Annotated in this window: 10 protein-coding genes; 3 read left to right on the top strand and 7 right to left on the bottom strand. The window is 43.0% G+C overall.

The genetic code is table 11. The features are described 5' to 3' along the window. Nucleotides 1-52 precede the first annotated feature (52 nt). The 4 genes from lpdA to pdhR form a co-directional block, all read right to left on the bottom strand. Entirely contained in the window at nt 53-1,477 is a 1,425-nt protein-coding gene (lpdA, locus tag CWC18_RS08215; RefSeq protein WP_138593747.1) for a dihydrolipoyl dehydrogenase, read from the bottom strand. Between the two features lie 163 nt (nt 1,478-1,640). Further along, on the bottom strand, nt 1,641-3,533 hold the full coding sequence (gene aceF / locus CWC18_RS08210; protein WP_138675048.1) for a pyruvate dehydrogenase complex dihydrolipoyllysine-residue acetyltransferase: 1,893 nt from the start codon (nt 3,531-3,533) through the stop codon (nt 1,641-1,643). A gap of 11 nt (nt 3,534-3,544) precedes the next feature. Further along, nucleotides 3,545-6,211, bottom strand: a complete 2,667-nt coding sequence (gene aceE, locus CWC18_RS08205) for a pyruvate dehydrogenase (acetyl-transferring), homodimeric type (protein ID WP_138675047.1) — start codon at nt 6,209-6,211, stop codon at nt 3,545-3,547. 62 nt (nt 6,212-6,273) lie between these two features. Further along, complete coding sequence (gene pdhR / locus CWC18_RS08200) at nt 6,274-7,023, bottom strand: pyruvate dehydrogenase complex transcriptional repressor PdhR (RefSeq protein WP_138675046.1); 750 nt, start codon at nt 7,021-7,023, stop codon at nt 6,274-6,276. Between the two features lie 364 nt (nt 7,024-7,387). Here pdhR and CWC18_RS08195 point away from each other — a divergent pair, with 364 nt between their 5' ends. Beyond that, nucleotides 7,388-7,861, top strand: coding sequence for a hypothetical protein (locus tag CWC18_RS08195; RefSeq protein WP_138593751.1), 474 nt, complete (start codon nt 7,388-7,390; stop codon nt 7,859-7,861). A 197-nt stretch (nt 7,862-8,058) separates the two neighbouring features. Continuing rightward, nucleotides 8,059-8,505: an Hsp20 family protein gene (locus CWC18_RS08190; protein ID WP_138675045.1), complete on the top strand. Its 447-nt coding sequence runs from the start codon at nt 8,059-8,061 to the stop codon at nt 8,503-8,505. Between the two features lie 103 nt (nt 8,506-8,608). Here CWC18_RS08190 and serB read toward each other — a convergent pair whose 3' ends face one another. Beyond that, nucleotides 8,609-9,643 (bottom strand): phosphoserine phosphatase SerB, encoded by a 1,035-nt coding sequence (gene serB, locus CWC18_RS08185; protein ID WP_138593753.1) that lies wholly within the window; start codon nt 9,641-9,643, stop codon nt 8,609-8,611. A gap of 74 nt (nt 9,644-9,717) precedes the next feature. Between serB and CWC18_RS08180 the strand changes: the two genes are divergently transcribed. Continuing rightward, on the top strand, nt 9,718-10,338 hold the full coding sequence (locus CWC18_RS08180) for an AhpA/YtjB family protein (RefSeq protein WP_138593754.1): 621 nt from the start codon (nt 9,718-9,720) through the stop codon (nt 10,336-10,338). Here CWC18_RS08180 and CWC18_RS08175 read toward each other — a convergent pair. After that, nucleotides 10,305-11,069, bottom strand: a complete 765-nt coding sequence (locus CWC18_RS08175; protein ID WP_138593755.1) for a TatD family hydrolase — start codon at nt 11,067-11,069, stop codon at nt 10,305-10,307. The genes CWC18_RS08180 and CWC18_RS08175 overlap by 34 nt on opposite strands. A gap of 21 nt (nt 11,070-11,090) precedes the next feature. Further along, nucleotides 11,091-11,729 carry a pyridoxamine 5'-phosphate oxidase gene (pdxH, locus tag CWC18_RS08170; protein ID WP_138593756.1) on the bottom strand — a complete coding sequence of 213 codons (639 nt, stop codon included), beginning with the start codon at nt 11,727-11,729 and terminating at the stop codon, nt 11,091-11,093. Nucleotides 11,730-11,816: the final 87 nt, after the last annotated feature.

The raw sequence follows: 11,816 nt of genomic DNA, 5'->3' as shown, positions 1-11,816 counted from the left end.
TAACTGACTGGCATTAAGCTAATGCTGGGTTTTTCAATTTAAAGACAAAGATTTACTTTTTCTTTACTGCTTTTTTATTTGGTAAGTCAGTGATTGACCCTTCAAATATTTCAGCTGCAAGTCCAATAGACTCATTCAATGTCGGGTGAGCATGAATTGTTAGCGCAAGGTCTTCACCATCCGCGCCCATTTCAACAGCTAGGCCAATTTCACCTAACATTTCACCGGCATTAATACCGACCATTGCACCACCGATAACACGACCAGACTCTTTATCAAAGATAAGCTTTGTAGACCCTTCAGTGCGCGCAGAAGCGATAGCACGACCAGATGCAGCCCACGGGAATACCGCAGTTTCAATGCTAAGGCCTTGCTCTTTTGCTTCTCTTTCAGTAACACCAACCCATGCAATCTCAGGATCTGTGTATGCAATTGAAGGAATACATTTAGGATCGAAGAAATGCTTCTGACCTGAAATCACTTCAGCAGCAACGTGCGCTTCATGCACCGCTTTGTGTGCAAGCATTGGCTGACCAACAACATCACCAATTGCGAAGATGTTATTCACGTTGGTACGCATTTGCTTATCAGTACTAATAAAGCCACGCTCATCAACATTGACGCCCGCTTTATCAGCATCTAAAAGCTTACCATTTGGCGTACGGCCAACAGCCACTAATACTTTGTCATAACGTACTGGTTCAGCTGGTGCTTTCTTGCCTTCAAACGTCACATATAGACCATCGTCTTTCGCTTCTACAGCAACCACTTTAGTCGACAACATCACGTGAAACTTGTCTTTCACATAGCGTTGGTAAATCTTAATGATATCTTTGTCTGCAGCAGGTACTAGCTGATCAGCAAATTCAACCACATCAATTTGAGATCCTAGTGCACGGTAAACAGTACCCATCTCAAGACCAATGATACCACCACCTAATACAAGTAGTTTCTCTGGTACGTCTTTAAGCTCTAATGCACCAGTAGAATCTATTACACGATCATCTTCTGGGATGAAAGGTAGATTAACTGGTTGAGAACCGGCTGCGATAATAGCGTTATCAAAAGTGACTGTCGTAGTACCCGCTTCGCCTTCAACTGCAATCGTATTAGAGCCGGTAAATTTACCATAGCCACTCACTACGCTTACTTTACGCATTTTAGCCATGCCGTCTAAACCACCAGTCAATTGACCGATCACAGACTCTTTCCACGTACGGATTTTATCTAAGTCAATTTGCGGCGCACCAAATGTAACACCGTGTGAAGACATTTCAGCTGCATCATCAATGACTTTAGCAACGTGAAGTAATGCTTTTGAAGGGATACAACCAACGTTCAAGCATACACCACCTAAGGTGTTGCGAGATTCAATTAGTGTAACGTCTAAACCTAGATCCGCAGCACGGAATGCTGCTGAGTAACCACCAGGACCACCGCCTAGTACAACAACTTGAGTTTTGATTTCGTTGCTCATGTTATTACCTTAACTATTATTCGAACGGGACTGTACTCAAAAAGAGTATCCGTACCAAAATGCCTGCCACATACTCAATATTTGGTACAAGGCAGAGAGAGTTTAAAAATTGTATCATTCACACAAAAAGATGTCCCGCCTATTTATGAGGCGGGACAGCAAATTACATTACTAACTGACGGATATCGCTTAAGTAGTTAGCGAGTGTCACAGTAAAGCGTGCTGCCAATGCACCGTCAATTACACGGTGATCATATGAACAACTTAGCGGCACCATTAAGCGCGGCTCAAATTCTTTACCATTCCACTTAGGTTTCATTTCTGATTTAGAAACCCCTAAGATAGCGACTTCAGGTGCATTGACGATAGGAGTAAATGCCGTACCACCAATACCACCCAAGCTTGAAATTGTGAAACAGCCGCCCTGCATGTCTGATGCGGTTAACTTACCATCACGGGCTTTTTTAGAAATGTCCATCAACTCACGTGATAGCTCAATAATGCCTTTGTTATTCACATCTTTAAACACTGGAACAACCAAGCCGTTTGGTGTATCAACCGCAACACCAATATTGACATATTTCTTAAGAATTAGGCTTTCACCGTCTTGCGACAGTGACGAGTTAAACGTTGGGAACTCTTCCAACGCTTTTGCAGCCGCTTTCATCACAAACACAAGTGGTGTGATCTTAACGCCAAGCTTTTTCTTCTCAGCCAAGACATTCTGTTCTTTACGGAATGCTTCAAGCGTTGTGATATCTGCTTCATCAAACTGCGTTACGTGTGGAATTTGCACCCAGTTGCGATGCAGATTTGCACCTGAAATTTTCTGAATACGAGATAGTTTCTTCTCTTCTACTTCACCAAATTTAGCAAAGTCAACTTTTGGCCAAGGGATAAGACCAAGCTCACCACCACCAGAGTTGTTGTTAGAGATTTGACCTGATTCAACTTTCTTAACCAGCTCTTTCACATAGTTCTGCACATCTTCTTTAACCACACGCCCTTTACGGCCAGTGCCTTTAACACGCGCTAGGTTTACACCGAACTCACGCGCTAAACGACGCACTACCGGAGAGGCATGCGCATAAGATGCGTTCGCTTCAAATTCTTCTTTAACATTAGAAGCCGCTGGCGCTGATGCAGGCTTAGCTGCAGGTGCTGGTGAAGAAGGTGTCGGCGTTGCTTGCGCAACCGGTACTGCAACTGGTGCACTGCCTGCGACTTCAAATACAAATACCAATGAACCCGTTGATACTTTATCGCCAACGTTTACTTTGATCTCTTTCACTGTACCAGCAAACGGTGCTGGTACTTCCATAGCGGCTTTATCGCCTTCTACGTTTAAGATTGATTGATCTTCGCTAACTGTATCGCCAACCGCGACCATAATATCGGTCACTTCAACTTCGTCGCCACCAATATCAGGAACATTCACTTCTTTGTTGGCATTGGCTACTGGTGCCGCAGGGGCTGTAGCTTCAACAGCAGGAGCTGCAACTGGCGCTGAACCGGCCGTTTCGAAAACAAACACTAAGCTGCCCGTTGATACTTTATCGCCAACGTTCACTTTGATCTCTTTAACAATACCCGCAAATGGCGCTGGTACTTCCATAGCGGCCTTATCGCCCTCTACGTTTAAAATTGATTGGTCTTCGCTAACTGTGTCGCCAATAGCAACCATAATATCGGTCACTTCAACTTCATCACCACCAATATCTGGTACATGGACTTCTTTTAACTCTGCGCTAGCAGCTGGGGCTGCTACTTCAGCCGCTACAGCAGGTGTCGCTACTTCAGCCGCAGGGGCAGCAGGCGCTGCACCTTGGCTTTCAAAGACCATAATTAACGACCCGGTTGCAACCGTATCGCCTTCTGAAATTTTTATTTCTTTCACTACGCCAGCATGTGCAGAAGGCACTTCCATAGAAGCCTTATCACCTTCAACAGTAAGTAAAGATTGATCTTCACTTACTGTATCACCCACACTTACTAGGATCTCGGTTACTTCAACCTCATCCGCGCCAATGTCAGGAACATGAATTTCGATTGTCATGATTAAACCTCTTATGCGTAAAGTGGGTTAGTTTTTGTTGTATCGATATCAAACTTCTTAATCGCTTCAACAACCACTGATGATTCAACTTTGCCTTGCTTAACAAGCTCTGTTAGCGCAGCAACCACAACGTAACCCGCGTTCACTTCAAAGTGACGACGCAAATTCTCACGGCTATCTGAGCGACCGTAGCCATCAGTACCTAACACTTTGTAAGAAGTGCTTGGCATAAAGGCACGTACTTGCTCAGCGTAATTTTTCATATAATCTGTTGCAGCAATGGCTGGTGAATCACCTAGCACAGTGGCGATATATGGCACTTGCGCATCGTTTTGCGGGTTAAGCATGTTCAAACGTTCAACCGCTTGACCATCACGCGCTAACTCATTGAATGAGGTTACCGAGTAAACATCAGAAGCAACACCGTACTCTTCGCTTAGAATAACAGCCGCTTTACGTACTTCGTTTAAGATAGTGCCTGAACCCAGTAACTGAACATGGGCTTTTTCACCCGTGTTAGATTCTAGTTTGTAGATACCCTTACGAATACCTTCTTCAGCACCTTCAGGCATTGCTGGCTGATGATAGTTTTCGTTCATTAGCGTCAAGTAGTAGAACACGTTTTCTTGCTCAGGACCGTACATACGACGAATACCATCTTGCATAATTACCGCAACTTCGTAACCGAATGTTGGGTCATAAGAAATACAGTTAGGCACTGTTGCAGCTTGAATATGACTGTGGCCATCTTCATGCTGTAAGCCTTCACCGTTGAGTGTTGTACGACCCGCTGTCGCGCCTAATAAGAAACCACGAGCTTGCTGATCGCCTGCCATCCATGCCATATCACCAACACGTTGGAAACCAAACATAGAGTAATAAATATAGAATGGGATCATTGGTAAATCACTGGTGCTGTATGACGTTGCAGCAGCAACCCACGAAGACATAGCGCCTAGCTCATTGATACCTTCTTGCAATACCTGACCTGATTTCTCTTCTTTATAGTAAGAAACAATATCACGGTCTTGCGGTGTATAGTTTTGGCCATGCGGGTTATAAATACCAATTTGACGGAATAAACCTTCCATACCAAACGTACGTGCTTCGTCGGCAATAATTGGCACGATGTTTTTGCCAATACCCTTGTCCTTCAGTAACACATTAAGCGCACGAACAAATGCCATCGTGGTAGAAATATCACGCTTTTGCTCTTGCAATAATGGCGCAAACGCATCAACTTCAGGTAATGTTAGTGCTTGTGTAAAGTTAGGTAAACGCTGCGGAGTATAACCGTGAAGCGCTTTACGACGAGCATGAAGGTACTCATATTCTTTCGAACCTTCTTCTAGCATTAAATACGGTAAATCTTTAAGCTGTTCGTCAGTCACCAAGTCCTCAAGTCCTAGACGTGAACGTAAATGCTCAACGTGTGTTAGGTCCATTTTCTTAACTTGGTGCGCAATGTTTTTACCTTCTGCGGCTTCCCCCATGCCATAACCTTTTACAGTTTTGGCTAGGATGACCGTTGGACGACCTTTCTCTTCTTGTGCAGCTTTAAAGGCAGCAAACAATTTAGACGGCTCGTGTCCACCACGTTTCAAGGCAAAAATTTCATCATCTGTCATATCAGCAACCAATGCTGCTGTTTCAGGATAACGACCAAAGAAATGTTCACGTACGTACGCGCCATTCTTTGCTTTATAAGTTTGATAGTCACCGTCGATAGTTTCGTTCATCAATTCTAGTAACTTACCGGTTGTGTCTTTAGCCAGTAACTTATCCCAACCTGACCCCCAAACAACTTTGATCACATTCCAGCCAGCACCTTTGAATAGGCCCTCTAGCTCTTGAATGATTTTACCGTTACCCATTACTGGCCCATCTAGGCGCTGTAGGTTACAGTTGATCAAGTAACATAAGTTGTCTAATTTCTCACGCGCAGCAAACGAGATTGCGCCACGTGATTCTGGCTCGTCCATTTCGCCATCACCTAAGAACGCATATACACGCTGTGCTGAAGTATCTTTCATACCACGGCCATCAAGGTACTTTAAGAAACGCGCTTGATAAATCGATGCAATTGGACCTAAGCCCATAGATACCGTTGGGAACTGCCAGAATTCAGGCATCAGCTTAGGGTGAGGGTATGAAGAGATACCCTTTCCATCCACTTCTTGACGGAAGTTATCTAGCTGCTCAGCAGTTAAACGCCCTTCAAGGAAAGCACGCGCATAAATACCTGGTGAAATATGACCTTGGTAATAAACTAAATCACCGCCATCTACTTCATTTGGTGCACGGAAGAAATGGTTAAAACACATTTCATAAAATGCTGCTGACGACTGGTAAGACGCCATATGTCCGCCAAGCTCAAGATCTTTCTTTGACGCACGTAATACGATCATAATCGCATTCCAACGAACGATAGAGCGAATACGACGTTCAATGTTTACATCGCCTGGGTAAGCTGGCTCTTTATCAGCTGGAATTGTGTTTACATAGTTAGTCGTGATGCCAGTTGGCATATCAACGCCATCAAGACGTGCTTGCTCTAAAACTTGCTCTAGCAAGAACTGAGCGCGCTCTACACCTTCTTCTTTTACTACCGACTCAAGCGCTTGCAACCACTCTTTGGTTTCTAACGCGTCTACGTCAAATTTATTGACTTCAGACATATGGAGTGTTCCTTATGTTTAAAATACGAATTTATTTATTCAGTTTTAACAAACCAACTTAATTACTGTTGCTTGGTCCGTCTAAGGCTTCGCTCTATTCGAGAGCGCTCTTTACCTGCTTGTAATAAGGCTTCTTCAATGAACGCCAAGTGTGCATTACTCGCTAACCGTGCTTGCTCTGGATTACCGTTGATCACGGCATCCATTAATACTTTACGATGTTCAGCCAGCTGCTCACTGACGTTTGATTTTTGTACTAGAACCGTTAAGTTCTGTAATACATTTTGTTCCAATAACGTTTGCATTCCGCGCATTAAATGCAGTAACACCACATTATGTGACGCTTCTGCTACGGTAAAATGAAATGTGTTAATCGCGGCAGCCGTTTGTGCTAAATCACCTTGAACAGAGGCAATACGATCAAAACTATGTTGTACTTTTTCAAAATCAGTGCCGGTACCGCGTAAAGCCGCGTAATAAGCTGCAATACCTTCCAGCGCATGACGAAACTCAAGTAAATCAAATTGAGATTCAGGGTGTTTACTGATCAAATCAAACAAGGGATCAGTGAGCCCTTCTTCTAATTGATTTTTTACATACGTTCCGCCACCTTGACGCCGTGTAACCAGTCCTTTCGCTTCTAGCTTTTGAATCGCTTCTCGTAATGAAGGTCGAGACACATCAAACTGTTTGGCAAGCTCTCTTTCTGGCGGCAACTTAGCACCCGGCATCAATGACCCCTCTAAGATCATGTTTTCGAGTTGTTCCAAAATAACATCTGATAACTTAGCTGCTTTTATCTTTAAAGACATTAATCAATCGCCGAATTTAGGTGTATTGCCAACCGCTGAAACCATCAGTAAGTTGGAGTATTAAAACCAAAAGGTAAATTGGTCATACCAAATTTGAACAATACGGTACCAAAATCAAGCTGTACTGTCAAAAATCTGCGTATTATTGCCTTCAACAACCGCAAACTAGAGTCTAAACTTTATACAAAAATATACATTTGAGAAGCGTTATAAAAAAGGTCTGACCAGTTAAGTGTTTTGAAAACACTGTGGTTACTTTTAAACACACTCGATATTATGCGCTAATGCGCTTACGTCCCTCTTTGTAATAAGCCCCTTTATAAACAATAATTAGAGAAACCCTGAACGTAATTAAAGGTGTACTATGTCAATGACTGTCGTCGGTGGTATCGTTTTTTCAGTTTTTTTAATGATTTTATTATTTGTTAGAGGCGAAAACATAAAACGAGAGCTAAAGCGAGCCAATTCTAAATTAGAATCTGCAAGTCGCCAAAAAACGCATTTGGGCGGTATTGTTATGGAGTTAGCAAAAGAAGAGCAGTTAATGTTAAAAGAGCGCATGGCCAGAATTCAAACTGCGAATACACCAAATGAACGCTTTGTTGTATGCACGCGATTATTAATCGATGCAAGCGACTCCGTCATTAGTGATGCCGCATTGGGCAACCGAACGGTCAAAAAAGCATTCGAATATTATATTTCTCACTTTTCTGACATCCCCTTTACTGAATTTAAAGCCGTTATTTTACAAGAAAAAAAACGCCAACAACTCTGGGCTGGTGACAATATTCATGCCTATTTAGAGTTATGTAAAAGTTGTATTTCAGCCATTGAATAACACAGGGCCCCCACATAAATATAATAAAACTAAAATTTATTTCCCTCATCTCCTTGAAAAAATATAGCGCTGTCCATACAACATATTTAGGACGCCGACAGGGTCCAAAATTAAAATTAACCATATGTTTATATTGGTGTTTATTGCTTATTAAAAAGAATAAACACCATCATTAATCGCTTTATGAGGATGCAAATATGCGAACTATCGACTTAACACCACTACACCGCTCATTCATTGGTTTTGACCATTTATCATCATTAATGGAAGCAGCACAGCGCAATGGTGAAAAGCAACCTAGCTACCCACCATATAATATTGAAGCGCTAGACAACGACAGGTATCAAATTACCATGGCTGTTGCCGGATTCAATGATACTGAATTGTCTATAGAGTCAGAAAATAACACCTTACTAGTTAAAGGTGAAAAAGCCGCAAGTGGTAACACGACACAGCGACAATTTATCCATCAAGGTATTGCAGAGCGCAACTTCGAACGTAAGTTCCAATTAGGGGATCATGTTCGCATCCTTGGTGCCGAATTAGATAACGGTTTACTTATTATTGATCTACAGCGTGAAGTGCCAGAAGCACTCAAGCCTAGAAAAATCGCCATTAACACCGGTAATGTATTGCAAGATTAACTCGCTCTTCTAACCTTTTTTCATGTTGTGGCATACAGAGCTGCTTCGCTAAGTGACAGCTCTGTTTTATAAGCGTAACACGCGTAACACATGCCCTATTGTATTAATGATCCGATTTCGCTGGTATAGCGAGCAAATAAAGCACTTGTAATAATGACCCTTGGCAAATTGCCGCATCGGCTTGAGCAACCACCTTGGGCTTACCGTGTACGGCAATACCGGTGCCGGCTTCGGCCATCATCACCAAATCATTAGCGCCATCACCAATCGCGACGCACTGCTGCTTAGGTAACGCTAACTTAGCTCTAATATCCGATAAAATATCCGCTTTGCGCTGCGCATTAACGATATCTCCAATCACATGACCTGTTAATCTGTTATCGGAAATTTCCAATTCATTAGCATAATACGCATCTAACTGAAGGGGTTTTTGCAATGCTTCTGCAAACCAAGTAAAGCCACCGGAGGCAATCACCAAATGCCAATCATGGCTTTTTAGTATACGACATAACGTTTGAATACCAGGCATTAAAGGCAAATCATCTTTTAAGGTTTGAATAAGGGATAACTCAACACCTTCGAGCTTACCCACCCTTTGATGCAAGCTGTCATTAAATGCCAATTTACCAGCCATTGCTTGTGCCGTTACACTGGCAACCTCATCATACACACCAGCTAATCGCGCTATTTCATCAATGCATTCTATCGAAATGGCTGTGGAGTCCATATCCATCACCATAAGGCCTTTTTGCTTTAAATCAGCTGGATTGGTAATACATGAGCCTTGCAAACCTTGATCCGCTGCTACCCCTCTCAATCCATGCCGAAATTCACTCATCATGGTGTCACTCAAGTGACTATCACTATGCAATACTAACCCCACGGGCAATTGAGAATCGGGTTGATACAAGCACAAAGAAGACACCACAACCTTATATTGTGCAGCAAACGACAGTAATGCAATGGTACTCATTGCTGTTAGCTCATCGCCAAATACACTGATAAATATCCCTTGTTGACGTAAAGGGGCTTTATCGCTCAAATGCAATTGTGCATTTTCAACTTGATACCATTTTGTTAAGGTAAGGACCTGTGACAAGGTTTTTTCACTAAGGTGAGTAAGACTAACGGGTGACATGTTTGGCTCCTAAGTAACGTGCTTACTCTTTTTACCATCTCAGGTGTAACCTGTCAGCAAACATCAGGGGCACTATGAAAAATACACAAGCTATCGATTTGATCACCTCCTCTCGTGGCCGTAGAATGATCCGGTTAATTATTGCAGCAGGCTGCTTTATTTTATTAACAAAAATCGCGTTTAATACCAGCTTTGAATCACACCAACTGCTTCATAAGCAAGCCGACAGTGCAGCTAAAAGCCTCACCACTCAACTTGCCCTCAATGCTGCTCAGCCACTACAGCGCGCTGACATTCCAGCGTTAAGAAAGCTAACCAACCATTTAGCTCAAGACCCCTTTGTGATGGGAGTCAGTATTTATAGCCAACAGGGTAAGTTGAAAATCAGTAATGATGGTTTTACCCCGCAAGAAAATATTCAAGGATTACCAGCCGCACTTCCTGGGATAAGCAAAATAAAAACGCCTATTATTGTACAAATTGTTGATGCGAGCGAGCAGCCAATCGGCTTTGTCAGTGTCATCTATTTAAGTAAATCTGCAATGGCTCAAAGCCACCAGCACTTTCATGAGCTAGGCCGAATGGTATTGCTTATGTTAATGATCACATGTGTGTTTACTTGGCAGATTGGCCGTGGTTTAAAGCGCTGGGAAGTGAAACGTCAAATTCGAAAAAGCGCGCAAGATGACGCATAAAGCTGCTGTGCAATGGTATCGGCGGACTCATCACGTAAGCGACATAAATAGATAAATACCTCAGCTAAACGTTTTGGTACATTTATTTGCCCTTGATAACCGGCTAACGGCATAGAAGGAGCGTCTGTCTCTAATAATAATGCATCGAGTGGCACTTGAGCAAAAGCCCGCTTGGTTTTGTTCGCCCTTGAATAACTGATCGTACCGCCCACGCCTAACTTAAACCCTTTTTGAATATAGTACTGCGCTTGTTGAAGCGACCCCGAAAAAGCATGAATAACGCCGCCATATAACGGAGGGGTGAGTTTAAAACTTTGGGCTATCAAATGATGACTTTGTCGGTGATGAACAATTAATGGTAACTTTAGTGTATTAGCCAGCTTGATGTGCTGCTGAAACAAAGATTGTTGGTAGTCTAACTGCTCACATGTCACATCTATGCCACACTCTCCAATAGCAACAATACGCTCTACATGCACCGCTGCAAACTCGGCAAGCTCAGCAAAATGCTCATCGCAATGCTGAGCAATAAAGTAGGGATGCAAGCCTAGCGCAATATGACAACTTGCATATTGCTGCTTAAATGTCACTAACGATTTACTTTGTGCCAATGTCACACCGGGGACTAAGAAATCACTCACGCCAGCACTGTGTGCTTCGCTTAAATGATCTACTAGCCCCTCAGCTAGTTCAGGAAAATCTAGGTGACAATGACTATCAAAAAAGCGCATGTTACAGATATCCAAGCTGCATTACGGGTTCAATCTTTCAATACTCCACGTACCATCTGGCTGCTTAACATACATAAACCGGTCATGTAAGCGATGTTCTCCCCCTTGCCAAAACTCGATCTTGCTTGGCTCTACACAATACCCGCCCCAAAAATCAGGAAGCGGAATATCCCCATTAGAGAACTTTGCTTTCATCGCATGAAATGTCTCCATCAAAGCTTTGCGAGATGACACTGGGCGTGATTGTTGCGATGCCCATGCAGCCAATTGACTTTCTTGTGGGCGAGACAAAAAGTATTTGGCAACCGCAGTCGTCGAAAGCGGTTTAGCTTCACCATAAACAATCACTTGGCGCTCAATGGCATGCCAAGGGAAGTGTAAGCTCACCTTATTATTGCCTTTAAGCTCTTGTGCTTTACGCGACCCCGTATTAGTAAAAAATACAAACCCTTCTTCATCTAAATGCTTTAACAGCACAATACGCTGAGAGGGTTGGCCCGTTTCATCAACTGTTGCCACAACCATGGCTGTAGGGTCGCTAAATTTGGCATCAACGGCTTGTTGTAACCACGCTTCAAATTGCGTAGTGGGCTCATCAGCTAACATCTCACGGCGCAGCCCGCCTTTACTATACTCACGGCGAATATCTTCAAGCTTCATGGTATTTCCTTACAAAAAAACCGCATCAACAACGTTGAACTGCGGCTTTAATTTATCGAATCAGGGGTCGTCCTAATGCATACAAAT

Source organism: Pseudoalteromonas aurantia, from assembly GCF_005886875.1.
Lineage (GTDB): Bacteria > Pseudomonadota > Gammaproteobacteria > Enterobacterales > Alteromonadaceae > Pseudoalteromonas > Pseudoalteromonas aurantia_A.
This window is presented reverse-complemented; position numbering and strand designations above follow the sequence as displayed.

Bases quoted from the DNA above. Each gene is read 5' to 3' on its own strand.
- lpdA (WP_138593747.1), bottom strand. From the start codon at position 1,477: ATGAGCAACGAAATCAAAACTCAAGTTGTTGTACTAGGCGGTGGTCCT.
- aceF (WP_138675048.1), bottom strand. From the start codon at position 3,533: ATGACAATCGAAATTCATGTTCCTGACATTGGCGCGGATGAGGTTGAA.
- aceE (WP_138675047.1), bottom strand. From the start codon at position 6,211: ATGTCTGAAGTCAATAAATTTGACGTAGACGCGTTAGAAACCAAAGAG.
- pdhR (WP_138675046.1), bottom strand. From the start codon at position 7,023: ATGTCTTTAAAGATAAAAGCAGCTAAGTTATCAGATGTTATTTTGGAA.
- CWC18_RS08195 (WP_138593751.1), top strand. From the start codon at position 7,388: ATGTCAATGACTGTCGTCGGTGGTATCGTTTTTTCAGTTTTTTTAATG.
- CWC18_RS08190 (WP_138675045.1), top strand. From the start codon at position 8,059: ATGCGAACTATCGACTTAACACCACTACACCGCTCATTCATTGGTTTT.
- serB (WP_138593753.1), bottom strand. From the start codon at position 9,643: ATGTCACCCGTTAGTCTTACTCACCTTAGTGAAAAAACCTTGTCACAG.
- CWC18_RS08180 (WP_138593754.1), top strand. From the start codon at position 9,718: ATGAAAAATACACAAGCTATCGATTTGATCACCTCCTCTCGTGGCCGT.
- CWC18_RS08175 (WP_138593755.1), bottom strand. From the start codon at position 11,069: ATGCGCTTTTTTGATAGTCATTGTCACCTAGATTTTCCTGAACTAGCT.
- pdxH (WP_138593756.1), bottom strand. From the start codon at position 11,729: ATGAAGCTTGAAGATATTCGCCGTGAGTATAGTAAAGGCGGGCTGCGC.